Below are 24,779 nucleotides of genomic sequence, written 5' to 3'. Positions count from 1 at the left end.
CGGATGCTCCTACGTCTGGCTGGACGCCGTGGCTGGTCCAGGTGCTGGGGTGGTGGCGTCGGGAAAGGACTGCCAGTAGGTGCCGGGCTCCAGGTCGCGGCGGAGCGTGGCCTTCTCCCGGTAGCGGCGCATCCGGTCGAGGTCGACCTCCACGACGCCCACGCCCTCGCCCTCGGTGAGGACCAGCATCCGCTCGTCGCCGTCCTCGAAGTCGAAGCGCTCGGACTCCAGGAAGAGCGGGTCGGCCAGGATCTGGCTGCGTCCCATGTAACCGAAGCCCGCGTAGAGGTTGTTGCCGATGCCGGAGGCGAACGCGAGCACGCACTCCCCGTCGACGGCCCGCACCGGCAGCCGCATGTCGGCGACGTACGTGAACATGTCCGGCACCAGCGCGGAGCAGACGACGACGTCCACCCCGCGGCGCAGGTACTCCCGGGTGACCTCGGGGAAGTTCACGTCGTAGCCCTGCATGAGGCCGATCCGGCCGATGTCGAGATCGAACGTCGGGTAGGCGGTGCCGCCCGCGAGGTAGCGGCTCTCCAGCTCGTGGCGGTGGACCCGGCGGTAGGTGCCGCGCAGTGCACCGGTGCGGTCGACGAGGACCGAGGTGCTGTAGTACGCACCGTCCTCGCCGCGCTCCAGGAGGCCGGCGACGATGTGGACGCCCTCCTCGGCCGCGAGGGCGCACAGCCGGTCGGTGGCGTCGCCCGGGATGGGTACCGCGACGTCGGCCACCTCCAGGATGTTGCCCGAGGTGAGGAACGCCTCCGGCAGGCACACCAGGTGCGCACCCTCGGCGGCCGCCTGCCGGACCAGACGTTCGGCGCGCCGCAGGTTGGCCGGCTCCCGGCCCAACTTGGACTCCATCTGGACCACCGCGATCCTGGCAGGGCGGCCCATCACATGCTCACCGGGGTGACGGGGCGGTTGGAGATCACCAGGCCCAGGTCCTCCTCGGCCACGTGCCAGTCGTCGAGTCCGGCCTCGCGCAGCAGGTCACGGGCCTGGTCGGGGGAGTAGGCGGCCTTGAGCGAGCGCATGAACTGCTCACCGCCTTCCTTGACGAACTGAAGGATGAACGTGATGTGGCCCTCCTCGGCCAGCCGGTTCACGTCCTCGATGAGGACCGTCCCGTCGGGCTTGCAGACGCGCGCGGCCTCCCGGAGGGTCTCCACGGGCCGGCGCCAGCGGTGCAGCGAAGAGAACGAGTAGACGATGTCGGCGGAGTCGTCGGGGAACGGCAGCCTGCTGAGTTTGGACTGCTCGAACTCGACGTCGCCGGCCATGTTCGCCCACACGCCCAGGGTCAGGTTGTCCTCGGCGACGTCCACCAGATTGGCGAACTCCTCGACCCCCGACACGGCGACGTCGGGCAGTCGGCCGGCGACGTGCAGGGAGAGCAGCCCGGTGTTGAACCCGATGTCGACGAAGTCGCTCATGCCCTCCCGGTAGGCGGCCAGGATGCGCTCGGTGGGTCGCTTGTACGCCATCAGCGCGGAGCGGCGCATACCGAGGTCGTAGGCCCGTACGGCTTCGATGTCGTCGTGCGGCCGGTCCAGCGGGACCCGTTCGGCGAGGTCGAGCAGTGGCGCCTCAGTGGTCATGGCAGCCTCCCTGGGGTCCGGCGTTGACGATTTCGAGCGGCAGTGACCGCTGCGGGGAGATGAACCCGGTGATGTCGGCCCCGAGGTGCTGCGGATAGCGACGGAACTCGGGCGAGTAGAACGCCTTGGAGATGTTGTCCAGGTAGTACCAGCCCTTGGGGCCGGTCACCTCGATGCCGTCGGCGTCCGCCGTGACGAGCCCCTTCTCGACCAGGTCGGCGATCTCGTCGGCGAACATCTCCAGGAAGTTGACGCCGTGCAGCCGCATGAAGCGTTCACGGTTGAGCCGGCCCGCCTTGATGCCGAGCACCATCGACCTGCGGATGGCCTCGTCCTTGGGGATGTGCCGTCCCATCGAGATGGGCAGGCGGCCCTCGCGGACGGCCTGGACGTACTTCCCGAGGTCGGGTTCGTTGAAGTACCAGTGGTCGCGCAGGTGACCGGTGGCGGTGGGCCCGAGCGGGATGATCGGGACGTCGTCGCTCCACGATGTCTCGCCGTATTTGGGCTGGAAGCCGGGCTTGGCGAAGCAGTCGCCGTAGTAGCCGAGGAAGCCGTTCCGCGTGAGCTTCTCGGCGGCGAAGAAGAACATCTCGTCGACCAGCTCGCGGCCCGGTACGGGCGGCAGCTTCCGGCGCTTGGTGGAGACCTGGGCGAACTCCATGTACGTGTAGAACGACACGCACGTGACGCCGAGTTCGATGGCCACGTCCAGGCTGTGCTCCCAGCCCTCCATCGTCTGCCCGTTGATGCCGTGCATGAGGTCGATGTTGATGTTCTCGAAGCCGGCGGACTGGAGCAGGCGGATGCTGGCCTTGAGCATCTCCGGGTCGCTGGGCCGGCCGATGTTCTTCAGCTCCTCCTCGACGAACGTCTGCACACCCAGGCTGATGCGGCGTACCCCGCGGTCGAGCAGCACCTTCGCCTTGCGTTCGGTGATGTCGATCGGGGTGGTCTCGATGGAGAAGTCCGCGTCGGGGGCGAAGGTGAAGCTGGAGTGCAGGTGCCCCAGCAGGTCGTCGAGCTGCTGCGCGGTCAGCGAGGTGGGGGTGCCGCCGCCGATGTACCCGAGCGTGATGACGTGGTCCTGGATGTACGGCCGGCTCGCGTAGTTGGTGATCTCCGCCTTCAACGCGTCGAGGTAGGCCAGGGTCAGGTCGCGCTCGGTCTGGAACTTGATGTACGGGCAGCTGAAGCAGAGCCGGTTGCAGAACGGGATGTGCATGTAGACCCCCATCTGCCGGGGGGTGAACACCTCGTCCTCGGTGACCGCGACATGCTTGGTCGGGTACTGGCGTACCCACTCGCTGTCCCGTTCCGGGTATTCCTTCCAGAACGGCATGCTGGTGGTGGTGATGCTCATGGGCGGTTCTCCAATCCGGTGTGTCGGGCGATGACGTGGACGATGTCCGCGAGCGTCGCCTGGTGGTAGGAGGCGGCGCGGAGCGCGATGCCGTCCGCGTGGGCGAGGGTGACGATCTCTCCGAGCGCCCGGGGGTGCTCGCCCGCGTCCAGTTCGACGTCCGCGCCGGAGCGTGCGGGGTGGACGGCCCGGACCGCGCCGTGGCGTGCGGCCAGAGTCCGGGACCACTCCTGGAGCGGCCCGGGATCGTCGTCCGGGTGGGTTTCGAGGACGAGCCGGGGGTTGCCGGCGGTCCGGGCGATGTCGGCCAGGGAGGCGCCCGGAGCCTGCCGTCCGCCGTGCAGGACGACCACCGAATCGGCCAGGGCGTCGAGCTCGTGCCGGTGGTGGCTGGCGAAGAGCACACCGACGCCGTCCTTCTTCAGGTCGGCCACCAGCCGCAGCAGCGTCTGCTGCGCGCCGGGGTCGAGGCCCGCGGTGGGTTCGTCCAGGATCAGCAGGTCGGGGCGGTGCGCGACCGCGGTGATGATGTGGAGCTTGCGCTGGCTGCCGCCCGACAGGGTCCGGACGTACTGGCCCGAGCTGCTCTCCAGGTCCGCCAGGGCGAGGAGTTCGGTCAGCCGACCGGGGTCGGCCCGGCGCAGCCGGAGCTGGTAGCGGACGTAGGCCTCGACGGTCACGCCGTCGGGGAGCTCCTTCGCCTGCTGGACGTACCCGATGTGATGACTGACCCGGCCCCAGCGGCGGGCGTCGGTGCCGCACACCGCCACCGTTCCGGAACGGGGTTTGAGCAGCCCGGCGACGAGCCGGATGACGGTGGTCTTCCCCGCCCCGTTCGAGCCGATGATCGCGACGCCCTCGCCGGCCGCGACCTCGAAGGAGATGCCCCGCAGGGAGAACTCCGGACTCACGCGGTACTCCAGGCCGGAGACCTGGAGTACGGGGGGCCTGTCCCCGGTGCTGTCAGCCACGGCCGATCCTCCGTTTGAAGGCGTACGCCGCCACGACGACCGCCACCACCGCGTAGCCGACGGCCAGGGCCAGGGCCTCACCCGACGCGGAGGGGCCCTGCCCGGTGGCGGCCCGGAACAGCTCCACGTTGACCGAGAGCGGGAGGCGCTCCATGACCTCGCCCACCCACCCGAGGTTCCCGAGCGGGAAGAAGACGCCGGCGAAGTACATCAGCGGGATGACGATGATGTTGACCACCGCCGGGAAGGAGATCTCCGTCGAGAAGGTGGCGACGACGACCCCGAGCCCGGCGAACACCAGGCACCCGGTGACGAAGGCGAGCACCGCGAGGGGCACCGACTTCACGGCGGCGTCGAAGACGGCGATGCCGAGCACCAGGACCGCGGCGAACTGGAACAGGCACTTGCACACCACCCCGGCGAACCGCGCCACCAGGAATCCCGAGTACGACAGCGGCGAGAGGATCAGGTCCTCGATCGTGCGCCGATTGCGGTCCACGATGATCGTGTATCCGACGGTGTAGGTGCAGCTGAACATGACTCCCGAGGCGAGGATGCCGGGGAAGACGAAGTCGAAGAAGGTGGCCGCCTCCCGGATGGGGCTCGCCATCTCGTCCGTGGCCGCGCCGAACGCCAGCACCATCGACACCGAGGTGAGGAAGGTGGAGACGGAGTACAGCTTGTTGTCGAAGAACTGCCGGAGGTCCAGGGCCACCAGCCGGAAGACGTCGACCAGCCACTCCGAGAGCGCGAACCGCCGCCCCGACGGGGGCGTGGCCGCGTGGTCACGCCGGGAGGCCGGCGCCGTCATCGTCCCTCCCAGATGTAGGAGGTGTGCCAGGTGGCCTCGGCGTCCGCGCGGAACGGGAGCCGGTCGGCGGCCTTGCGACGCTTGCGCGGGTACACGGTGGCGGTCGCGACTCCCTCCCGGACGCGCGCCGGGATCTCCGCGAGCACGTCGGCGTCGTCCGCCCCGCCCCCCTGGGCCAGCCCGTCGACGACACAGCTGCGGCCCAGGTACGACATTCCGACGAACCGGTTCTCCCCGGAGCAGCTGCTCAGGACCAGGGCGGTCTGGTTGTCGGCGGCGCGGGCCCGCGCCAGCGACCTGACGTGGTGGGAGAACTCGGTGAAGAGGCTCGCCACGCACACGATCACATCGGTGCCCTGGCCGAGGAAGCGCCTGCTCGCCTCGGGGAAGCGCAGGTCGTAACTGACCTGCAGGCCGATACGGCCGAGCGGGGTGTCGATGGCGTCGAGCGGCTCACCCGCCGCCAGGTACTCCCGTTCCCCCTCCCACAAAGATGCCCTGCGGTAGACGCCGAGCAGATCCCCCGCCGGGCCGACGAGGACGGCGGCGTCGTGGATGTCCCGGCCCTCCGCCAGCAGCACGCCGGCGGCGATGTGCAGCCCGTGGGCACTTGCCTGCTCGGCGAGGAAGGTCATGACGGGACCGTCGAGGGGGGTGGCGTCCTTGCGGATCGAGGGGAAGTTCAGCCCGGTGGCGAATGCCGCCGGCAGGCATGCCAGGCCGGCCCCCCGACCCGCCGCGTCGGCCAGCAGCTCCGCCGCGCGGGCCTGGTTCTCCTCGCGCCGCCCGGCGTCGGTCCGCAGCTGAAGGGCGGCGAGGGTGAGCCCTTCTCCCCTGAACAGGCTCAACGTTCGGCCACCCCCGCCCGGATGTCGTGGTCGGCCCGGATCAGGGCGGGGACGAACTCCTCGATCACGTCCCGGGTGACGTGCCGGGTCACGACGATGCGGACGGCGTCCTCGAAACGCTTCGAGGTGGACACGATCCAGCCCCTGGTGTCGAGGAGGTCCGACACCTCCACGGCGTTCGGCACCCGGACGACCACGATGTTCAGCTCGGGCCGGATGATCAGGCCGTATCCGGCTTCGGCGAGCCGGTCGGTGAGGTGGCGGGTGTTCTCGTAGTTGGTACGGGTGATCGCGACGAACCCCTCCCGGCCCAGGTGCTCCAGGACGGCGTAGACCGCCACCGCCGCGCTGCCGGGCCGGGTGCCGAGGAAGGTGGTGTGCGCGGGAGTGCCGTGGAAGAACGAGTCGGCCTGACGGGCCTCCTGGTCCCGGAACAGGACGGCCCCGGCGGGGACGTTCGCCAGGCCGTACTTGTGCGGATCGATGGTGATCGACCGGACACCGTCGACGCTGAAGTCGAACCGCGGGAGCGGCAGGCCCAGTTCTCGGGCGAACGGAATGACGAATCCGCCGGTGGCCGCGTCCACGTGGAGCCAGACCCCGTGCGGTTCCAGGACGGCGGCGATGTCGTCCACCCGGTCCACCACACCCAGTTCGCTGCTCCCGGCGGTGGCGACGACCGCGAGGGTGTGCTCGGTCAGAGCCTTCTCGACGGACTCGGGTGCCAGGCGCAGACCGTCGTCCACGGGGACCCGGACGGGGGTGACGCCCAGGGCGGCGAAGATCTTGTCGAAGGAGAAGTGGACGGTGCTGCCGACGACGACCTCCGGCCGGTCGCTCAGTCGGCCCGTCCTCAGCGCGTCCCCGCGGGCGGCGAGCACGGCGAGCAGATTGGCCTCGGTGCCGCCGGAGACCAGGCTGCCCGCCCCCTGCGGGCGGCCGAGCAGCTCCAGGAGCAGACTCACCACCTTGCGCTCGACCCGCTTGGTGCCGCGGAAGATCCGTACATCGCCGAGGTTCGTGTGCGCGGCGGCGCGGGCGGCCTCGACGGCCACCGGATGCGGCTCGGTGCAGATGGAGTTGAGTACCCGGGACCAGGGGACGTCCTCGGCCAGGGCCGCGGCGATCTCTTCGCGCACGGCGGTCACGGGCAGCCCGGTGGGGCGCATGTCAGCCTCCCGTTCCGGTGGTGGGGTCGGCGGGCCGCTGCCCGCCGGTGAGACTCCCGTACAGCTCCGGCCGCCGGGCCCACAGCCCGAACCAGAGGGTCTCCTGGAAACGCAGGTCCGGCTCGCGCAGATGACGGATGTGGTCCGGGTCCCAGGCCGCGCCGGGCACCGACTCCCGGGTACCGGCCCACGCGAGGAACCCGTCGGGGACCGCGATGCCCGAGCCGCCCGCCGAGGGCGCGTCGAGCCCGGAGGCCATCGCCACGCCCACGGTGTTGAGCGTGGCGATGCCCCAGACGGCCGCGTGCTGGCTGTCGGTGGTCGCTCCGCTGGTGGAGCCGGCCACGAGCAGCAGCTCGGCCCCCGCGAGGCACTGGATACGGGGCGGCTCGACCAGCCAGAAGTCCGGGCCGAGCAGTACGCCGACCCGCCCGTGCTCGGTGTCCACCACGGGGAAGTCGTCGCCGGTGGCCGTGATGCCCCGGTCGTCCACGGCCCGCCGGACGACGGCCCGGATCCCGCCCGTCGGGTCCAGCAGCCGGGCCACCTGGTCGAGCCCCGTCCCGGACGCGCCCTCCTCCGCCCAGGAGCCGGTGAGGACGTACGTACCGTGCCGCCGGGCCAGCTCGGCCAGCCGGGTCAGCGCCTCGTCCCGCAGTGCGGGCGGCAGCGGACCGGCGTCGGGGGCGGCGAACGCGTTCTCGGGCAGCACCACGAACCCGGCGTGCCGCCCGACCCGGTCGCCGAGCAGACCGACGACCGCCTCCAGCGTGCTCCGGGCGTCGGCGCGGCGGCGGTACTGGGCCACGAAGACCTGGCTCATCCTCACGCCCCCGTCGGTGCCGTCGCGGTGGGCGCGCCCGTGGGCCGCCCGTCGGCCCCGCTCGCGGCGAGGTTGGTGCGCAGCTCGGCCGCGAGGTCGCGGTGCATGCCCACGTAGGAGCCGAGCAGCGGCGCGTACGCGTCGGGGCGGCGCATCCCGATCCAGCGTGCGCCGTCGCCGCGCGGCTCGGGCGGATCGACGTCGGCGTGCACGATCTGCGGCCGGGCGCTGCCGGCCTGTGCGGTCACCCCCTCGGGCGAGACGACCAGACTGGTGCCCGCGAAGTGGATCTGGACCACCCGGCCGTCCCGGTGCCCCTCCACCAGCCCGACGGAGCTGGCGTACACGACGTTGACGTCGTTGAGGTACGCGGTGGTGCGCAGGGCGTTGACCATGAGCGCCTGGTTCTGACGCAAAGTCCCACCCGGTACGAAGACGGTGTGCACCCCGGCCAGCGCCATGACGCGGATCGCCTCGGGCACCCAGAAGTCGGAGCAGACGGCGAGTCCGACCCGGCCGAAGTCCGTCTCGACGATGCCCAGCGAGTCGGCCGGGCGGCAGACCACCATCTCGTTGCCGAACACATGCGCCTTGGCGGCCCGGCCGGTGATCTCGCCGTCCCGGTCGAGGAAGAGCGAGGTGTTGCTGTACTTGCCGTCGTCGAGTTCCTCGACGATCGAGCCGAGCACGATGTTGGTCCGGGTGCCCCGGGCCAGCTCCTGGAAGGTGTCGACGACGGGTCCGGGTATGCGCGTGTCGGTGAGACCCCGCAGATGGGTCTGGCCCGGCATGTACCAGGGCGGGCCGAGGAAGAACTCCGGGAAACAGATCACGTCGGGGTCCCCGGACGCGGTGGCCTCCTCGATGGCCCGGTGGGCGTTCTTCAGCCCGTCGGCCGGGTCGTCGGCCCAGCGTGTCTGCACGACCGCTACCTTCATCAGCTGCTCCTCGTACGGGTGTCGCCTTCGGCCGGTTCTTGCTCGGGCACCGGAGGGCCCACGGACGCCGGGTGCTGCTCGGACGGCGGGTCGTTCGCGGACGCCGGGTCGTTCTCGAAGGGCCGGAGTTCGACCGCGGGGCCGAACCGGCCGCGTACCAGCTCGCGGAGGTGTGGCAGGTGGCTGCCCGCGGTGCCCACCAGGGCGCAGGCGACCGTGAGCCGGCCGCCCGAGGGACGGCTCGTGACCCGCCCGTCGAGGTGCGGAGACGCGAACAGGCAGTGCTCGACGTCCACCTGGGTGAGCGGCCCCCGCTCGGTGAGGACGGCGTCGGCGACCCGTCCGAGCGGGACGACGAGCTGTCGGTCCGATCCGCAGGGGCAGGAGATGTCCGGTGCGGGCAGCTCCACGAGTTCCCCGGTCGGCTGCGCCACCGGAGCGGGTCCCCCCGGCAGGTGGACGTCGAGCACGAGTTCGCCCCGGGTGGAGCCGGGGGCGAGCAGGCCCGGTGCCGTCGAGCGCAGGCGCGCTGTGAAGCGGCCCGCCACCAGGTGGAGCCGGCCGGCCCGGCAGGGGGTGGCGGTGGCGGGCCGGGTGGGCGTGCCGAACAGCTCGGTCGCCGACGCGCCCCAGGCGTCCGCGATCCGGTGCAGCCGCTCAGGCGCGGCCGGGCGGGTCGTGACGAGCGTGGTGAGACTCGACGCGGCGGGGTGCCCGCCGCCCGCCCCGTCGAGCGCGGCGAGGTCGGCGGCCAGTTGGGGCGAGCACACCAGCGTCGTCACCCGGTAGCGGTGGACCAGGCCGAGCAGCCGGGGAAGCGGACAGATCGTGTTGCTGGTCCCGATGCTGATGAGCGAGGCGCCCAGCCACTCGAGGGCCCGCTCGACGGACGCGCCCTCCAGGGACAGCTCGTAGGGGGCGGCGACGATCACGACGTCGTCGGGGGTGACGCGGTCGCCCAGGGCGAGGGCGATGTCGATCTGGTTCAGCATCCACTCCGGCCGGCTCATCCGGACCGGGTGGGTGGTGCCGTCGGGCCCCTCCCATTCCCCGTACCGCACCGGCGCCGAGGGACGCGTGGGCGCGTCGGTGCCACCGGCGGTGCCGCGGTGCGCGTCGGCCTCCAGGATGTCCAGCCAGTGGTCGAAGTACGCCTCGAACCGGGCAGTCGTCGACGAGGTCATGAGGTGGCTCCCGTCTCGGCCGGTTCCCCGGCCGCTGTCCACCCGTACGCGGAGGCACCGCCGAGTTCTTCGCGGTCCAGCGGCCCGCGGTCGCCGTCGGTATCGGTCCGCAGGACCTTGCCCAGGACGAGGAGGTGGTCGCCCAGCCGGTAGGTGGCCGCCGTGCGGCACTCGATGAATCCGAAGGCTCCCTCGATACGGGGACAGCCGTCGGCGGTCGAGGCCCAGGCGATGTCGTCGAAGCGCTGGTCCGGCCGGGCCCGGGCGAAGGTCCTTGCCAGTTCCGCCTGTTCGTCGCTGAGGATGTTGACGCAGAAGTGCGGCCGGGGGGCGATGCTCGCCCAGCTGGAACTCGCCGCCTTCACCAGGAAGCCGATGAGGGCGGGCTCCTCGGAGACCGTCGTCAGAGAGGCGACGGTGAGACCGCGCGGCGCCACCCCGCCGTCCGTCGCGTCGCCGCCACAGCCGGTCACTACGGCGACCGCGCTCGGCAGCGGGTCGAACGCCCCGGCCCGCAGGAGCGCGGGAGGCTCCGGGCGGGCCGGGCGCCCGGCCGTGGGCGCGGGCGGGGCGCCGCCCGCGGTGGGTCCCTCCAGGGCCCGGCGCAGGTGCAGCGCGGTGGGCGACGTCCCGGAGGCGCGCAGCGTTTTCGGGGTCCCGCAGTGGCCTACCGTTCCTCCGGCGCGGCCCGCCCCGGGGCCGACGTCGACCACCCAGTCGGCCACGGCGACGACCCGCAGGTTGTGCTCGATGGCGACGATCGTGTTGCCGGAGGCGATGAGGCGTTCGAAGAGGGCCAGGAGGTGACGGGTGTCCGCCGGGTGCAGGCCCCGCGTGGGCTCGTCGAAGAGGAACAGGGTGCCGCCGCGGCGCTGCTTGTTCAGCTCGCCGGCCAGGTTGAGGCGCTGGGCCTCCCCGCCGGAGAGGGTGGCGGTGGAGGAGCCGAGCGGCAGGTATCCGAGGCCGAACTCGTCGAGGACCCGCAGCGCCTTGACGACCTTGGTGTGGCCGAGCCGGTCGAACCAGGCCAGGGCGTCCTCGACCGTCATCGACAGCACGTCGTGGATGCTGCTGCCGTCGAGCCGCACCTCGAGGACGTGGGACTGGAAGCGCCGTCCGTCGCACTCCGGGCAGACCACGTGCTCGCTGCGGAAGAGCGTCGTGTCGACCTCGGAGAGGCCGAGCCCCTTGCACGCCTCGCAGCGGCCCCCGACCACGTTGGTGCTGAACTCGGAGCGGCCCAGGCTCTGTTCGAGGGCCTCCTCGCTGCCCGCGAAGGCGTCCCGGATGTGGTCGCCGATCCCGATGTAGGTGGCGAGCGTGGAACGGCTGGAGCGGCCGATGGGGCGCTTCTCGACGTACGTCACATGGTCGAGGTACTTGATCCCCTCGACATCGCCGGACGCGCCCTTGAGGGCGGCCGTGAGCTTGTCGTGGAGGCTCGCGACGAGGGAGCTCTTGCCGGCTCCGGAGACTCCGGTGACGCAGGTCAGGCCGCGCAGCGGCAGCCGTACGGACTGGTCCTCGACGTTGTTGCGCGTGAGGGACCGGACGTCGAGCCACTCGGTGCCGTCCGGTCCGGCCGTCTCCCGTGCGGCGGGCGGGGAGTGCAGGGCTTTCGCCGTCGGGGAGCCGGGGTGGTCGAGCAGCTCGGCGACGGGACCCTCGAAGACGACCTCCCCGCCGCGGGAGCCGGCGCCGGGGCCGAGCTCCACCACCCAGTCGGCCGCGGAGATCACGGCCTCGTCGTGCTCGATGGCGATGACGGTGTTGCCCAGGTCCCGCAGCCGCCGCAGCGAGGCGATGATGTCGTCCGTCTCCGCGTCGTGCAGTCCGGCGGTGGGCTCGTCCAGGACGTACATGACACCGGTGAGGTCGCTCGCCAGGTGCTGGGCGAGCAGCAGCCGTTGCAGCTCGCCGCCCGAGAGGGTGACGACCGGGCGCCGCAGCTGCAGGTGGCCGAGACCGACCTGCGCGATGTTGGCGCACTGCTTGACGATCTCCTTGGCCAGTTCGCGGACCTGGCCGGGCAGCCGGCCCTCGGCCAGGGCGTCCCGCAGCCGCGCGGTGGAGTCGGTGAGCTCGTCCCGCTGGAAGTCCGGGAAGGTCCGGCCGTCGACGGTGGCCCTCAGCGACTCGGTGCGCAGCCGGCCGCCTTCGCAGGCCGGACAGTCTTCCCTGGCCAGGTAGTTGGCGAACGCGTTGCGCCGCGCGGGGCTGCTGGCGGTGCGGTAGGCCCGTTCGAGGAAGCCGAGGATGCCTTCGAACCGGAAGTCGTTGGTGACCTTGCTGAGCTTGATCGAGTAGACCGTGTCGCTGCCGTGCAGGACCCGATCGCGCTGCTCGTCGGTGAGGAGCGCGAAGGGGCGGTCGAGCGGGATGCCGGTGTCCTCGGCCATGGCCTCGAACACCTTGCGACAGTTGGGCACGGCGAAGGTGCCGGAGTCGGCCCCGTCCCAGATCTCCTTCAGGGTCCGCGACGGGTCGGGGACGATCCGGTCGAGCGAGAAGCCGACCAGCTCGCCGACCCCGTCGCACCGCAGGCACTTGCCCTCGCGCCGGTTCGGGCTGAAGTGCTGGGCGGAGTGCGGCTCGGCGTAGACGCCGCAGTCGGGGCAGAGCAGGTGGGTTCCGGCCGGGGCGAAGCAGACCGGGCACACCGGACGGGCCGCGGCGCCGAACAGCATGCGGTAGAGCCCGTCGATCCCGGTGAGCGTGCCCACCGTCGAGCGCGGGTTGCTGTATCCGCCGTCGCGCTGGCGCAGCGCCACGGGCGGCTGGATCCCGGCGATCCGGTCGAACTGGTAGTCGCCGTCCCCCAGATCGAGGGATTTGCTGGAGAGCGCGCCGAGATAGATGGACTTGGAGTGCTCGAACAGCGTGTCGATGATCAGCGACGACTTCCCCGACCCGGAGACCCCGGCCGCGACGATGAACTTCCCCTTGGGCAGCGTCACATCGACCGACCTGAGGTTGTGGGTCGTCACGCCCTCCAGGACGATGGAGTCGTGGCCCTTCGCGGAGCTGTCGTCGTTCACGGGTGCTCCAGCAGGTCGGCCAGGACGCGTGCCGCGGCTTCGCATCCCGGAAGATCGGGGAACGTGGTGTAGAGCGCGGAGCGGACCCGCGCGGGGTCACCGCGGTTCCACGCCTCGTACAGCTCCTGCCGCATGCCGAACCGGTCGATCACCAGGTCGCCGGCGAGCCGGAACATCCGCGACTTGTCCTCGACCGAGGTGTCGCGTCCGCCCATGTACAGGTCGAGTGCCGTACGCAGGTCCGGAGCGCGCAGGTCGCCCTCGGCGGGCTGCATGATCAGCCCGGAGGCGCCGATCCGGCGGACGATCGCCGACGCCCGCTCCGAGAAGTGGCCGGCGACGGAGTCCAGGGCCGCGGTCGTCCCCGGGGCGAGCAGGCCGCTCTTGGTCCGGGTGGCGTCCCGGGTGATCGACTTGAGGGCGAGGTCGACCACCGACACGTAGGAGGCCAGCTCCCCGAGCAGGGCGCCGACCTCGCGGAACCGGTCGACCCCGATCGACTTGGCGAGCAGGGACGCGACGCCGAGCATCACCCGCAGCCGGTGGTGGAGCCGGATCTGCCCGGTGTACAGGGACCAGCGGTTCAGCGCGTGGAACCCTTTGACCGCGGTGCCGGCGTCGGCCAGCAGGAAGACGCGGTCGCGAGGGATGAAGGCGTCGTCGAAGACGAGCATGGCGTCCTGCTCGTCGAACCGGGACCCGAGCGTGTGCGGCTGCCCGTGGTACGAGCGGCGGCAGAGGATCCGCAGTCCGGGGGTGTCCAGCCGGGCGCCGAACCAGCACACGTACGCCGGGTCCTCGCGCAGGTAGTTGGCGGGTGACAGGTAGATGAGGACGTCGTGCGCGTACGGCGCGAGGGTGGCGATCTGCTTGGCCCCGCGGACGACGATGCCGCTGTCGTCCCGGTGCACGACCCGCAGGCCGAGTTCGGGCCGCTGGACGGGCGTGACCGAGCGGTCGACCTGCGGATCGCCGAGGCCGTGGGTCAGCGCGAGGTCGTTCTCGCGGCAGTGCAGGTAGTACCGCCCCGCGTTCTCCGCGAACTCCGGGTCGACCTCGCCGAGAGCGTGCCGGAAGTCGTGGAGCCCGACCGCCACGTTGGCCATGAAGTCCGGGATCCGGGAGATCTGACCGTGCGAACCCTCGACCCAGTGCCGTGAGTTGAGCCACTTGCGGTCCAGCTCTTCGGGTGTCCTGGGCGGCAGGTACGAGAGGCTGACCGGATGCCCGCTGGTCTCGGACCGGTACGTCATCTCCCGCCCCAGCTCGGGTGAGCGCTGACGGTCGTACAGGCCCGCCAGCGTGCGCAGCATCGGCTGGAAGTCGGGATGCGTGGTCACGTCGACCCGCTCGCCCTCCATCCACACTTCCCGGTCGTCGGCCAGGCTGGCCGTGAAGGAGGCACCGTCGTGGGCCCCAAGGCCCGGCCTGCCGCCGTTCGTCCCCGCCACGGGCGGGGGACGGGTGTCACCCGCCGGGGTGGCGGTCGGCGCGGCGGTCTCGAAATCTGATGTCGGCATTCCCGGCCTTCCTACGGCGTCCGTTCGGGTGCGCCCGTCGTGAACTGCTGGTAGCCCTGCTCCTGGACCTCGGGGAAGTACTCGCGCGTCGCCTCGCCGACGATGCGCATCAGCTCCGAGTCGACGGACGCGGGGTCGGTGAGCAGGGCGGCGAGCGGGGAGCCGTCGACGCGGCTGGTCAGCTTGGTGCCCCGGGCCCGGTGCACCGCGCTGAGCGCGTGCTGGGCGTTGGCGGCGTCACGCATCTTGTAGACCGCCGCCGGTCCGTCGGAGACGCCGATCATCGACTTGGTGCCGCCGCTGCCCAGGCAGTTGCGCGGCATGTGCAGATGTTCGTGCCGCCACTCCTGGTACGTGTGGTGGAGCCGGAACGCCTGGTGCACCACCTGATGGCGCAGCCAGGACTCCGGGTCCGCGTGCCGGTCGGCGTCGAGCGCCAGCATGGCGCCCTCGAGGGAGCCCTCGCCCTCGTCGGTCAGCCACTTCTCGACGTCGTTCCAGAAGTGCTTGAAGAGGTCCTTGAACATGTGCTGCTTGATGGCCAGCGAGTGGGTGCCGCTGGCGGGGCCCAGGTTCTCCCGGAAACCGTGGTAGTCGCCGGTGGAGAGCAGCTCGGCCATGACGCGCTGCGCCTCGACCATCGGGCCGAGAACGGCGTTGCAGACCGCCAGATGCGCCGCGGCACGACTGAACGCCCCCGAGCGCAGGTCGCGTACGGCCTGTTCCAGATGATCGTTGGATTCCGCGGTCAGGATCTCCGGGATCTGGTGCAGGGCGACGAACTCGCCGTGCAGGGTGGTCGGGGCGAGCTCGGTGGCGGTGACCGCGTCGGCGAGCAGCTCCGTGCAGAGGATCTCGTTCAGGTCGCCTTCGAGCGGCAGCGGCACCCCGGAGAGGTCGCTCTCCCACTTGGTGGCGTCGTGGCTGCAGATCCGGATGGAGTGCAGCAGCCGGTACAGCGCGTCGTCGATGCCCGCCGTCGCGATCGTCGTCCGGATGGTGAGCGGGTCGCTGACGAGCAGTGAGCAGCGGACCTCGTCGTCGAAGGCGCGCAGCTCGTCGACGTAGCTCTCGCAGCCGGCCGTCTCGGCCAGGTCCACCAGACGCATGCCGGGGCGGGCCGTGCTGCCGTGGAGGCTCTGGGCCTCCTGGCACACCGAGCCGAGACCCCGCAGCAGCCGGTGGAAGCCCATGCTCCAGTGGAGGAAGCGGGCGGCGGTGGCGAGGTCGCGTTGCTCGACGGCCTCCCTGGCCCGGCCGGTGAGCCGGGCCAGGTTGAGCAGGCTCACCTCGGACGCCTGGAGCACCGCGCGGACGGTGGAGGCGTACGAGCCGGGTTCGGCGGGGGACTTCTCCTTCGCCGCCGCGAGCAGGTCGATCCGGTGGAGGTGGTCGTAGCTGGGCGCGATGGCCCCCAGCTCGTTGCGGGACGGTCCGGCCTCGGGGCAGCCGGCCGGCGTTCCGGCGCTCGCCCCGAGGGCGGGCAGCGGGCACGCGTGAGTCTCCTGCGTGGTCATCGCGGTCACTCCTCGGTGGAGATGCGCAGGTAACGGATGGAATGGCTGGGGCACGACTCGTAGGCGTCGAGGACTTGGTCGAGCTCGTCGGCGTCCTCGGGCTGTTTGTGGACGTAGTGGGTCTCGGTGTCGGGGTCGCTCTCGAAGTTGTCGGGGGCCAGGTCGCGGCAGAGCTGGCAGTCGATGCAGGTGTCGTCGATGTGGAAGCGGCCGGTCAGCGGCAGCCGGCTGGGGAGCGGGGCCTCGGTCACGGTGTCCGCCTCCCCGGGGGGCGCAGGAAGTTCCGCATGGTCGGCTTGGCCGAGGTGCGCAGCGCGTGCTCGAAGGCCGGCACGTCGAGTACCCCGAACCGGGTTCCGGCTTCGAACCGCCGCTCGGCCTCCGCGGCGATCGCGTCGCGGATCCGCCCGTCGGCCGCGCTCTCGGGCGGCAGCGCGATGTCGAGGTCCGGTCCGTCGACGTCGAAGGCGAAGAAGTAGGGCGGACGGGTCAGCGCACCGAGGACGACGTCCTCGATCTCCAGCTGGGAGGCCCAGCCGCGGCCGACGGCGATACGGTCCCCGAGCCGCCCCCGGTGGCGGAGCCGGCGCAACGGGGAGCCGCAGGGGCAGGGCTCGGGCTCGATGCGGCAGGTGTCGCCGGTGCGGTAGCGCAGCAGTGGCATGGCGCGGCCGGCGAGTGTGGTGACGGCGAGCTCACCGGTCTGTCCGTCGGGCAGCCGTTCCCCGGTGGCGGGGTCGACGATCTCGAAGTAGGTCCGTGTCTCGACCAGATGGAGGTCCTGCCGGGGACAGAACATGGCGAGCGTGTTGGTCTCGGTCATGCCGAACATCGAGTACACCGAGGCGCCCCACTCACGGGCCAGCAGCGCCTTCTTGGCGGGCGAGGCCCCTTCGCCGGCGGTGAGGATCTTGTCGACGGCGAGATCCCGGGCCGGGTCGAGGCCACCGCGCCGGGCCACCTCGCCGAGCAGCAGGGCCCGGGTGCCGGAACAGATCAGGGTGGTGGCCCCGGAGCGCCGCAGCGCCCGCACCATGCGTTCCGGAGGGCAGTCGGGGGATGCCGCGCCGAGCGGCACGATCGTGCAGCCGAGCAGTTCCAGGGCGCGGTCCAGGTCCTGGCCGACCCCCGCGAGCTCGTACGGTACGGCGACGGCGACCACATCGCCGCCGTCGAGCACCGCGGAGAGCAGGTGGGCCACGATGAGGTTGTTCTCGATCCAGTCGTCGGCGGTGAAGAACGCGGCGATCGAGCTGCCGTCACCCGTTCCGGAGCTTTCGTCGAACCGGGTCACCTCGCGCAGGGGGACCGCGAGCAGCCCGAGCGGGTAGGCCGCGGCCAGATCCCGCCGGGTGGTGAAGGGCACCGACCGGAAGGCCTCGGGGTCCGTGGCCACGGCCTTGGCCAGGTTTTCGGGGACTCGGGCGGAGTAGAGGGGCGAGTTGCGCTGGGCGTGGGCCACGGTGCGCGCCAGGGCCGACTCCGCCCACCGGCCGAGCCCCTCGCGGTCCAGAGACGCCACCTCCGCGACCCGGTGGGCCACTCGGCGACGGGCCGCCAGCACGTCGTGCAGCCGCTTCGTCCGGGTCGCCCGGTGCTCCGTCGGTGTCGTCGTCATGGGGTGCCCGCCAGCTTCGCCATGGCGTCGCGTTCGGCCGGCCCGAGCTCCGTCAGGATGGCCGAGATCTCCCCGGCGACCTTCCGGAGCACCGCCGGGTCGGTCTCGTCGGCCGCCAGCCGGGCGATGCGGGTCCAGCGTGCGGAGAGCGTCCGATAGGTCTCGGCGGCGGCCGCGTAGGAGGTCTCGCCGGTCAGCCCGGCGGCCTCGTCGAGGAAGTCGGCCCACAGGCCGCGGAAGAAACCGCCGCCGGTGCCGCCGTCCTCGATGCTGTGGGAGAGGAAGCTGAACGCGGCAGCCGGGTCGTCGAGGGTGTCGCACCAGCCGCGTACGGCCGTGGCCGCCTTTCCGAGGCCCTTGTGCCCCATGTTGGTGATCGGCGGGTTCAGGAAGGCGTGCGCGGTCTCGGCGACCGCCTCCCGGCACGCCGCGGGCAGCGCCGCCGGGTCGTAGGCGCTGTCGCCGAGGCGGAACGCCAGGCTGCGGGAGCTCATCGGCCCCTTCGCCGCCCGGGCGCGGGCGAGGCTCTCCCGGCCGGTCGTACGGACCCCCAGGCCCTGGGTCTCGACGACGGTGTAGGTCTCGGAGCCGTACCCCACGCACGACACGTAGTGCGCCGCGAAGTGGTAGCTGTCCTCGGCGTAGTCGAGGTGGTAGCGGTCGAGCTTGAGGCCGACCACCTCGCCCTCCTCCAGCGCGGCGATGAGTTCCCGTTCGGCCTTGACCTGGGAGGTGGTCTGGGTCTCGCGCAATTCGATGCCCAGGGCGCGGGTGGCGTTGCGGATCAGGTGGTCGGGCTTGACGCGACCGCCGAGGAACGGGGCCGGCATCTGCTTGGAGCGCCAGTAGAGGAACGACAGGCCGCGTCCCAGGCCGAAGACCAGCGGTTCGCTGACGTGGACGTCGCGGGACCGCAACATGTTGACCAGGGCGCTCGATTCGCAGTGCTCGCCGGACAGCCAGGTCGCCATCAGGCCTCCCTCGGGAGCGATACGCCTTCGCCGTCCGCGCCCGGGGCGCTCCCCGAGGCCGCCGGGCCGTCCTTGGCGCCGGCGTCGTGGACGATCTCCAGCACCGACTGCGTGGCGTTGTTGCGCAGGTGCCCGTAGGTGTGTCCCACCTCGTCCGCCTCGGTGTAGGCGATCGCCTCGACGTGCGCGATGGCGCCTTCCAGCCCGCCGAGCACCTCACGGACGTCCTCGGCGGTGGACACCTCCAGGGCGACGTGCGACATCAGCCGTCGGCGTTCGGGGACGGGCCTGCCGGTCCAGGCGCCGAAGTGCCGGCAGGTGAAGGTCTCGATCACCCGGCCGTCGGGCAGGGACATGGACAGCCACCAGCCCGGGGTGCCGTACTGTCGGGGGGAGATGTACGACGGGCCCATCTCGACCCCGGTCAGCTCCCCGTCGCGCCGGAGGCCCTCCAGGTGGGAGAGCCAGCGGAACACCTCCTCGTCGGAGGCGTAGTCGCCGAGGTAGACGCCGATGTGGTTGACGCCCGTGAACCGCGCGGCGACGTCCGCGGGCGACTCCCCGCACCAGGTGCGCAGGTACGTGGCGATGTCGACCTCGGTCCACGCGGCGGACTCGGCGAGCAGTTCACGCCAGACGTCGGGGAACTCGGGGCCGGTCGGGAACGTGCCCGCCTCGATGCTGTGGGCGGAGGGGTGGCTGTGGGCGGCGATGCTCATGACTTCTTCTCCTTCCGTCCCGCGATCACCAGTCCCATCTGCACCGCCGTCACCTTGTCGGCTCGGATTCCGGCTTGCCGGAGCAGATCGGCGGCCTCGGGGACCGTGTAGGCGGATCGGACCGAGGTGAGGAACCCGGGTCGCATGTCGACGGCGATGTTGGCCTTCATGAACTGGAGCGTGGTCCGGTCGATGTCCCGGCGCAGATCGGAGACGCAGAACGCGCCGCCGGGGCGCACCACGCGATGGATCTCGCGCAGCGCCCTGACCGGGTCCGCCCACTCGTGCAGGGAAGCCGAGCTGAAGGCGTGGTCGAACGACCCGTCCGGAAAGGGCAGTTCGAGAATGTTCCCGACGGTGTAGCCGGTGCGGGACGCCACCCCGTAGACGCGGGCGTTGCACCGCGCCCGGTCGAGCATCGCCGGGGAGATGTCGACGCCGGCCAGGGTGGTGTCGCCGGTCGCCTGGACCAGCCACTCCAGGCCGAGGTAGCCGGGCCCGCAGCCGGCTTCCAGGACCCGCCCGGAGCTGATACCGGCGTCCCGGACGCTGTCGACCTTCTCCCGCAGCCAGCCGCGGTCGCGGATGTGGCGTTGCATCTCGTCGTATTTGAGAGCCAGTTCGGGTCCCTGCAGTCCGTCCTCGGTCTCGTGGATCCGGTCAGTGCCCCGGATGCGCGCCATGAGGCCCTCCCTCCGGCTGTGGCTGCGACGGCTGCGGATCGGACGGCCGTGGGTCCGGCCGCTGTGGATCCGCCCGACCGGCCGCCTCCGCGGGTTGCGCGGCCCGGCGCATACCGACGGGCAACCCGCGCAGCATTGAGCTGCCCATGTACGGGTCGCGGCGATCGCCGCCCGTGATCCGGTTGACCGACGATCTGGTGGCCGCGTCGACGTCGTCCTCGTCCGGGTACCACCAGCCCGCGTCCGCGACGATGACGTCCGGGGCCACCGTGTCGGACACCTGGGCCCGCATCACGACGCCGGGGCGGCCGGGGTTCCGGTAGATCTCCACGGGGTCCCCGTCCACGACCGACAGACGTCCGGCGGCGCGCGGGTGCAGCGTCACGCGCGGTTCGCGGTAGCGGTGCGAGGTGGTGGGGAGCTGCCGGAACTCGGTGTTGAAGAACTGGAGGTTGTGCGCGCTGGTCATGACGTACGGCAGCTCGTCCGTGGTGGCGGGCGGGGGAGAGAAGCCCGGGAGCGCGTCGTACCCCATCGCCTCGAGGCCCCTGTGGGCGAGTTCCACCCGGCCGGAGCGGGTACGGAAGCCGCCCTGCTCGTACTTGCGGTACCGCTTGGTGTTGGGGAGATGGCCGACCTCCTGGAACTGCTTCCAGGTCAGGCCGATGCCGCTCAGCTTCGCGTCCAGCGCGTCCTCGACGCTCGGGGCGAAGTGCTGCCCGACACCGAGGCGCTGCGCCAGGCCGATGATCATTTCCTCGTCCGACCTGGCGCCCTCCACGGTCGTCACCCGCCGCCGGGCCGCGAGGTAGGAGTTGAACTCCACGATCTGGTCGCGCTCCAGCCAGGAGGAGGCCGGGAGCACGACGTCGGCCAGCCGCGCCGAGGGGGTCATGAACATGTCGGCGACGGCGAGGAAGTCGAGCCTGCCGAGGGCCGCCCTGGTGGCCGTCGCGTTCTCGTGCGACACCATCGGGTTGGAGCCGAAGACCAGCATCGAGCTGACGCGGTAGGGGCGTTCGTGCAGGAGCGCCTCCTGAAGATCCACCGGCGCCACCCAGCCGGTCATGGAGAGCACCTTGTGCACGGCGCCGCCGATGCGTTTGGCCGCCTGTTCCTCGGGGAGCAGATCGGTCCGGGGGAATCCCCGTCGGCCCTCGATCGGCATGGGGTCCCAGATGACGTCCCCACCGGGCGCGTCGAGGTTTCCGGTCAGGGCGGTCAGCACGGCGATCGTCCGGTGGGTGTCGAAGGCGTTGTCGGACTGCGACAGGCCCGTACCGGCCTCGACGCAGGCACGGGAAGCCCGCGCGTACATCCGGGCCGCGGTCTCGATGTCGTCCGGTGCGAGCCCGGTGACCGCTGCCACCGTCCTGGGGTCGTACGGGCGGACGTGCCGCTCCAGTGCGTCGAAGCCGGAGGTGTGCCGGTCGACGAACTCCGCGTCGTACCACTTGTTGGCGATCACCAGATGGACGAGGCCCAGCGCCAGCGCCGCGTCGGTGCCCGGCCGCAGTCGCAGGTGGAGGTCGGCGCGCCGGGCGGTACGGGTGCGGCGGGGGTCGACGACGACGAGTCGGGTGCCGCGTTCCAGGGCGCGCAGGAGGCCGACGCCTATGACACCGTCGGAGTGCGTGTTGAGCTTGTTGCTGCCCCAGAGCAGGGCCACCTCCGGGTCTCCCGCGTAGTCGCAGAACGTGAAGCCTCCGTAGGTGAGGATCGACGCCATGACGCGCGGGTAGAAGCACACATGCGCCGGTCCCACGACGTTGGGCGTGCCGAGGGCGTTCGCCAGCCGGAAGACCCACTCCTGGTAGTTCCGGTCGGTGCCCTGACCGAGGACCACCGACTCGGGGCCGTGACGCTCCGCGCTCCGCCGCAGTTCGTCCGCCACCCGGTCCAGCGCCTCGTCCCAGCCGGCCGGGCGGAACGTCCCGCTGCCGCGCGGGCCGGTCCTGATCAGGGGGGTCCGTAACCGGTCCGGGCTGCTGACCAGGTCCAGGGACGCCTTGCCCTTGACACAGAAGTAGCCCTCGCTCGTCGGGTTGTCCGGGTCGCCGGTGATCCCGGTGGGCACGCCGTCGGTCAGCTCCACGAGCGCGCCGCAACCCCCGTGGCACATGCGACATACCGTCCGCACCGTGGTGGTACGTCCTTCTCCCATCGTCCTCACACCGTCCCTTCCCGGTCACGGGACAGGTCCAGGAGCCGTGTGAACGCGGCCTCCTCGGCGTCCGCCAGGGCGTGGAGCCGGGCGGCGGCCTCCTTGAGGTGCGCGGAACGCTCCGGCGCGTCGGCGTGGCCGCCCAGATGGTCGATGAGGCCCGTCCAGGCAGCGACGATCTCCGTGAACGCGGTCACGGACGGCAGCAGGTCCGTGTCGCCGGTCAGCGTGTGGGCTTCGGCGAGAAACTCCGCGTACAGACCGCGGAAGTTGGTGCCGCCGGTCCCCGCGAACCGCCAGAACCGCGCGATCTCGGGGATCACGGCCTCGCCGTGGGGCAGCCGTCGCCAGCCCGGCAGCTCCCCGGCCGCCCGGCGCAGTGCGGCGATCCCCCGGTCGTCGCCCCGGCCGCGGTCCAGGAAGCGGGCCGCCGCGCCCTGGACGGCGGGCCAGATCCGGGGGGCGAGGTCCACCCCGGAGCCGACGGGCGGGGCGGGCCCGCCGTCGAGGTGCCAGTGCAGCCGCGGCGACGGCATGAACCCCTCGTCGGAGGCGCGAGCGCGGGCGAAGGAGGCCAGCGGCAGTTGCTGGGCGCCGCCCTGCTGCGTGGTGTCGACCACGTACGCCGTCGAGTCGTCGAGCCCGTGGAGGGCGAGGCAGTGCGCCGAGAAGTGGGTGCGGGAGGCGAAGTAGTCCAGGTGGAAGATGTCGACCGTCACCCCGACGACCCGGCCCACCGACAGCGCGGCGACCGCCTGGGCGTGGGCGCCGGCGTCGTCGCTCTCCCGCAGGGTGATCAGACCGATGCCCAGGGCCGCGCAGGCCTGCTCCGTGATGAGGCCGGGGCCGACTCGTCCCGTCAGCATCGGGGGGACCGGAGCGTGCGGCGGGGGTGGGAAGAACTGGGCGTCGATGCCCTGCCCCAGGCCGAACACCAGGGCCTCCGAGATCTCGACGCCCGCGTGCCGCAGCATGTTGCCGAGCATCGTCGTCTCGCAGTGCACGCCCGGCACCGCGCGGAAGCCGTCGAGCACCGTGTCCCCGGAACGGTCGGCCGGCCGCGGCGCGCTCACCGGACGCCCCCTGACAGCACCTTGTCGTAACTCTGCAGGTCGAGCAGGCCCGAACCGCTGGCGAGCACCACGATCACCGGGTCCGCCGCCTGGTCGGCCCGTTCCGCCACGCCGATGGCCGCCGCGAGCGCGTGGGTGGTCTCGGGCGCGAAGAGCAGCCCCTCGGTCCGCAGGACCAGCCGCCCCGCCTCCAAGGCACGCTTCTCCTCGACGGCCACCGCGTCCAGCAGGCCCTCGTGCCGGAGCAGGCTGACCACCGCGGAGCTGTGGTGGTTGCGCAGCCCGGCGGTGTGCACGGGCGGCGGGACGAAGTCGGGCCCCATGGAGTACCCGAGGACCTCGGGGGTGAGTCCCGCGAGGTCGGAGCGGCCGTACCGGTAGCTGCCGGCCGTCAGCCGGGGGGCGGCCGAGGACTCGGCGGCCAGGAGCCGCAGGTCGCGGCTCCCGTCGCCGAGCGAGCCGAGGAAGGGGCCGATGAGCCCGCACAGATTGCTGCCGCCGCCCGAGCAGGCGATGAGGTGGTCGCCCCGGCCCGGCACGCCGATCGGCTCGTCGAGCGCCGCGAGCTGGGCTTGGACCTCCAGGCCGAGCAGGGTCTGGTGCAGGTACACGTGGGGCACGCCGCTGCCGGACAGATAGGCGGCCTTGGGCCCGAGTCCGAGCGCGTGCCCGATGGCGTCGCTGATGGCCGTCCCCAGGCTTCCGGGGTGGTCGGGGGCCTGGGCGAGCAGCTCCCGGCCGAAGGGTGTGTCCGGGGAGGGCGAGGCGCGGACGGTGGCACCCAGCAGCTCCATGTAGTGGCGGCGGTAGGGCTTCTGGTCCAGCGAACAGCGGACCATGAAGATCTCGCTGTCGAGACCGGCCAGCGAGGCGGCCAGCGCCACGCTCATCCCCCACTGGCCCGCCCCGGTCTCGGTGACCAGCGTCGTCCGGCCCTCCCGCGCCGCGTAGTAGGCCTGGACGACGGCCGAGTTCAGCTTGAAGCTGCCGGTTGGCAGGACGTCCTCGCGCTTGAGGTAGATACGGGCCCGGGTGCCGAGTTCGGCCTCCAGCGCACGCGCCCGGTGCAGCGGGGTGGGGCGGCCGATCCGGCGCAGCAGGTCGGCGACCGGCTCGGGGATCGGCACCCAGCGCTCGGACGGCCGGTCCTGGTCGAGCAGTGCCCTCGGACGCACCTGCCGGGCGATGTCGGCGGCCGACGGAGTTCCCTCGTCCCGGACGGGCGGCAGCGGCGCCGGCAGGTCGGGCAGAAAGTGGTACCAGTGCGTGGGAAGTTCGACCGGAACGGGCCCGGACCGCACGGCGGACTGGGCAGCCAAACGCGGGCGCGAATTGCTCGACATGTTCCCCCCGTGATCCCCGTCGCTTGAATCCCGAGCATGATTACAGAGCGCCGGAACCACCGTAAAGAGGGGTGCGGGAGATTCCATTCGCGCGCCCCCCATCCGCCGGTGGGTGATCCAGCGGAATTCATCGCACGATCTTGTTGAATGCTCCTGGTCGACTGTGACGGGTGTGACGATTCGGCCGATTGCGATGGATGTGAATCACCGCGCTGGATCGCGGACAACGCATTGTGCGTGTTGGTCGAGCCGCTGCCGCCGCCGCCCTGGCCCGAGCGGGTGCCCGGGGTGGATTGCGAGCCCTTGGTAGTCGAACCAGCAGCTCAGGGTGGTCCGGCAGATCGAGGAAAGCGCTTTTGTGTGAAGAATCAATCAGTGCGACGGATTAGGGAATTCCGCTTTCGGGTAGGGAAAGGGAGATC

At 71.6% G+C, this 24,779-nt stretch carries 21 protein-coding genes; all 21 read right to left on the bottom strand.

What is annotated here, in order from left to right:
• Window positions 1-9 precede the first annotated feature (9 nt).
• The 21 genes from ABEA26_RS07165 to ABEA26_RS07065 are packed head-to-tail and all read right to left on the bottom strand — an operon-like array spanning window position 10 to window position 24,333.
• Window positions 10-900: a carbon-nitrogen hydrolase family protein gene (locus tag ABEA26_RS07165; protein WP_345590261.1), complete on the bottom strand. Its 891-nt coding sequence runs from the start codon at window positions 898-900 to the stop codon at window positions 10-12.
• The gene (locus ABEA26_RS07160) at window positions 900-1,604 is read right to left on the bottom strand and encodes a class I SAM-dependent methyltransferase (RefSeq protein WP_345590259.1); all 705 of its coding nucleotides are present in this window, start codon (window positions 1,602-1,604) and stop codon (window positions 900-902) included. Before ABEA26_RS07160 ends, ABEA26_RS07165 begins: the two co-directional genes overlap by 1 nt.
• Window positions 1,594-2,967 (bottom strand): coproporphyrinogen-III oxidase family protein, encoded by a 1,374-nt coding sequence (locus tag ABEA26_RS07155; protein WP_345590258.1) that lies wholly within the window; start codon window positions 2,965-2,967, stop codon window positions 1,594-1,596. The genes ABEA26_RS07160 and ABEA26_RS07155 overlap by 11 nt, the downstream gene beginning before the upstream one ends.
• Window positions 2,964-3,938, bottom strand: coding sequence for an ABC transporter ATP-binding protein (locus tag ABEA26_RS07150; protein ID WP_345590256.1), 975 nt, complete (start codon window positions 3,936-3,938; stop codon window positions 2,964-2,966). The genes ABEA26_RS07155 and ABEA26_RS07150 overlap by 4 nt, the downstream gene beginning before the upstream one ends.
• Window positions 3,931-4,749 (bottom strand): ABC transporter permease, encoded by an 819-nt coding sequence (locus tag ABEA26_RS07145; protein ID WP_345590254.1) that lies wholly within the window; start codon window positions 4,747-4,749, stop codon window positions 3,931-3,933. The genes ABEA26_RS07150 and ABEA26_RS07145 overlap by 8 nt, the downstream gene beginning before the upstream one ends.
• Window positions 4,746-5,597, bottom strand: a complete 852-nt coding sequence (locus ABEA26_RS07140; protein ID WP_345590252.1) for a carbon-nitrogen hydrolase family protein — start codon at window positions 5,595-5,597, stop codon at window positions 4,746-4,748. The genes ABEA26_RS07145 and ABEA26_RS07140 overlap by 4 nt, the downstream gene beginning before the upstream one ends.
• Window positions 5,594-6,766 carry a tyrosine decarboxylase MfnA gene (gene mfnA, locus ABEA26_RS07135; RefSeq protein WP_345590250.1) on the bottom strand — a complete coding sequence of 391 codons (1,173 nt, stop codon included), beginning with the start codon at window positions 6,764-6,766 and terminating at the stop codon, window positions 5,594-5,596. The genes ABEA26_RS07140 and mfnA overlap by 4 nt, the downstream gene beginning before the upstream one ends.
• A gap of 1 nt (window position 6,767) precedes the next feature.
• Entirely contained in the window at window positions 6,768-7,589 is an 822-nt protein-coding gene (locus ABEA26_RS07130; RefSeq protein ID WP_345590248.1) for a carbon-nitrogen hydrolase family protein, read from the bottom strand.
• A gap of 2 nt (window positions 7,590-7,591) precedes the next feature.
• Window positions 7,592-8,527: a carbon-nitrogen hydrolase family protein gene (locus ABEA26_RS07125; protein ID WP_345590247.1), complete on the bottom strand. Its 936-nt coding sequence runs from the start codon at window positions 8,525-8,527 to the stop codon at window positions 7,592-7,594.
• Window positions 8,527-9,711 (bottom strand): phenylacetate--CoA ligase family protein, encoded by a 1,185-nt coding sequence (locus tag ABEA26_RS07120; protein WP_345590245.1) that lies wholly within the window; start codon window positions 9,709-9,711, stop codon window positions 8,527-8,529. The genes ABEA26_RS07125 and ABEA26_RS07120 overlap by 1 nt, the downstream gene beginning before the upstream one ends.
• Complete coding sequence (locus tag ABEA26_RS07115) at window positions 9,708-12,749, bottom strand: flavin reductase (protein WP_345590243.1); 3,042 nt, start codon at window positions 12,747-12,749, stop codon at window positions 9,708-9,710. Before ABEA26_RS07115 ends, ABEA26_RS07120 begins: the two co-directional genes overlap by 4 nt.
• Window positions 12,746-14,269, bottom strand: a complete 1,524-nt coding sequence (locus tag ABEA26_RS07110; RefSeq protein WP_345590241.1) for a 4-hydroxyphenylacetate 3-hydroxylase N-terminal domain-containing protein — start codon at window positions 14,267-14,269, stop codon at window positions 12,746-12,748. The genes ABEA26_RS07115 and ABEA26_RS07110 overlap by 4 nt, the downstream gene beginning before the upstream one ends.
• Window positions 14,270-14,280: 11 nt before the next feature.
• Window positions 14,281-15,786, bottom strand: a complete 1,506-nt coding sequence (locus tag ABEA26_RS07105; RefSeq protein WP_345590240.1) for a hypothetical protein — start codon at window positions 15,784-15,786, stop codon at window positions 14,281-14,283.
• A gap of 5 nt (window positions 15,787-15,791) precedes the next feature.
• The gene (locus tag ABEA26_RS07100; protein ID WP_345590238.1) at window positions 15,792-16,037 is read right to left on the bottom strand and encodes a ferredoxin; all 246 of its coding nucleotides are present in this window, start codon (window positions 16,035-16,037) and stop codon (window positions 15,792-15,794) included.
• Window positions 16,034-17,404, bottom strand: a complete 1,371-nt coding sequence (locus ABEA26_RS07095) for a phenylacetate--CoA ligase family protein (RefSeq protein WP_345590236.1) — start codon at window positions 17,402-17,404, stop codon at window positions 16,034-16,036. The genes ABEA26_RS07100 and ABEA26_RS07095 overlap by 4 nt, the downstream gene beginning before the upstream one ends.
• The gene (locus tag ABEA26_RS07090; RefSeq protein WP_345590235.1) at window positions 17,401-18,375 is read right to left on the bottom strand and encodes a BtrH N-terminal domain-containing protein; all 975 of its coding nucleotides are present in this window, start codon (window positions 18,373-18,375) and stop codon (window positions 17,401-17,403) included. The genes ABEA26_RS07095 and ABEA26_RS07090 overlap by 4 nt, the downstream gene beginning before the upstream one ends.
• The gene (locus ABEA26_RS07085) at window positions 18,375-19,094 is read right to left on the bottom strand and encodes a hypothetical protein (protein ID WP_345590233.1); all 720 of its coding nucleotides are present in this window, start codon (window positions 19,092-19,094) and stop codon (window positions 18,375-18,377) included. Before ABEA26_RS07085 ends, ABEA26_RS07090 begins: the two co-directional genes overlap by 1 nt.
• Entirely contained in the window at window positions 19,091-19,777 is a 687-nt protein-coding gene (locus ABEA26_RS07080) for a class I SAM-dependent methyltransferase (RefSeq protein ID WP_345590232.1), read from the bottom strand. Before ABEA26_RS07080 ends, ABEA26_RS07085 begins: the two co-directional genes overlap by 4 nt.
• A complete protein-coding gene (locus tag ABEA26_RS07075; protein WP_345590230.1) occupies window positions 19,755-21,941 on the bottom strand; it encodes a molybdopterin-containing oxidoreductase family protein in 2,187 nt (728 codons plus the stop codon). Before ABEA26_RS07075 ends, ABEA26_RS07080 begins: the two co-directional genes overlap by 23 nt.
• A 5-nt stretch (window positions 21,942-21,946) precedes the next feature.
• Entirely contained in the window at window positions 21,947-23,014 is a 1,068-nt protein-coding gene (locus ABEA26_RS07070) for a BtrH N-terminal domain-containing protein (protein ID WP_345590228.1), read from the bottom strand.
• Window positions 23,011-24,333: a TrpB-like pyridoxal phosphate-dependent enzyme gene (locus ABEA26_RS07065; protein WP_345590226.1), complete on the bottom strand. Its 1,323-nt coding sequence runs from the start codon at window positions 24,331-24,333 to the stop codon at window positions 23,011-23,013. The genes ABEA26_RS07070 and ABEA26_RS07065 overlap by 4 nt, the downstream gene beginning before the upstream one ends.
• Window positions 24,334-24,779 lie beyond the last annotated feature (446 nt).

The sequence above is a fragment of the Streptomyces marokkonensis genome (assembly GCF_039539045.1).
In the GTDB taxonomy this organism is placed as follows: domain Bacteria; phylum Actinomycetota; class Actinomycetes; order Streptomycetales; family Streptomycetaceae; genus Streptomyces; species Streptomyces marokkonensis.
The sequence above is the reverse complement of the archived record's forward strand: the minus strand, read 5'-3'. Positions and strand labels throughout refer to the sequence as shown.

Excerpts from the sequence above, each read along its gene's own strand:
- ABEA26_RS07165 (WP_345590261.1), bottom strand. The coding sequence starts at position 900 with ATGGGCCGCCCTGCCAGGATCGCGGTGGTCCAGATGGAGTCCAAGTTG.
- ABEA26_RS07160 (WP_345590259.1), bottom strand. The coding sequence starts at position 1,604 with ATGACCACTGAGGCGCCACTGCTCGACCTCGCCGAACGGGTCCCGCTG.
- ABEA26_RS07155 (WP_345590258.1), bottom strand. The coding sequence starts at position 2,967 with ATGAGCATCACCACCACCAGCATGCCGTTCTGGAAGGAATACCCGGAA.
- ABEA26_RS07145 (WP_345590254.1), bottom strand. The coding sequence starts at position 4,749 with ATGACGGCGCCGGCCTCCCGGCGTGACCACGCGGCCACGCCCCCGTCG.
- mfnA (WP_345590250.1), bottom strand. The coding sequence starts at position 6,766 with ATGCGCCCCACCGGGCTGCCCGTGACCGCCGTGCGCGAAGAGATCGCC.
- ABEA26_RS07130 (WP_345590248.1), bottom strand. The coding sequence starts at position 7,589 with ATGAGCCAGGTCTTCGTGGCCCAGTACCGCCGCCGCGCCGACGCCCGG.
- ABEA26_RS07125 (WP_345590247.1), bottom strand. The coding sequence starts at position 8,527 with ATGAAGGTAGCGGTCGTGCAGACACGCTGGGCCGACGACCCGGCCGAC.
- ABEA26_RS07120 (WP_345590245.1), bottom strand. The coding sequence starts at position 9,711 with ATGACCTCGTCGACGACTGCCCGGTTCGAGGCGTACTTCGACCACTGG.
- ABEA26_RS07110 (WP_345590241.1), bottom strand. The coding sequence starts at position 14,269 with ATGCCGACATCAGATTTCGAGACCGCCGCGCCGACCGCCACCCCGGCG.
- ABEA26_RS07105 (WP_345590240.1), bottom strand. The coding sequence starts at position 15,786 with ATGACCACGCAGGAGACTCACGCGTGCCCGCTGCCCGCCCTCGGGGCG.
- ABEA26_RS07095 (WP_345590236.1), bottom strand. The coding sequence starts at position 17,404 with ATGACGACGACACCGACGGAGCACCGGGCGACCCGGACGAAGCGGCTG.
- ABEA26_RS07090 (WP_345590235.1), bottom strand. The coding sequence starts at position 18,375 with ATGGCGACCTGGCTGTCCGGCGAGCACTGCGAATCGAGCGCCCTGGTC.
- ABEA26_RS07085 (WP_345590233.1), bottom strand. The coding sequence starts at position 19,094 with ATGAGCATCGCCGCCCACAGCCACCCCTCCGCCCACAGCATCGAGGCG.
- ABEA26_RS07080 (WP_345590232.1), bottom strand. The coding sequence starts at position 19,777 with ATGGCGCGCATCCGGGGCACTGACCGGATCCACGAGACCGAGGACGGA.
- ABEA26_RS07075 (WP_345590230.1), bottom strand. The coding sequence starts at position 21,941 with ATGGGAGAAGGACGTACCACCACGGTGCGGACGGTATGTCGCATGTGC.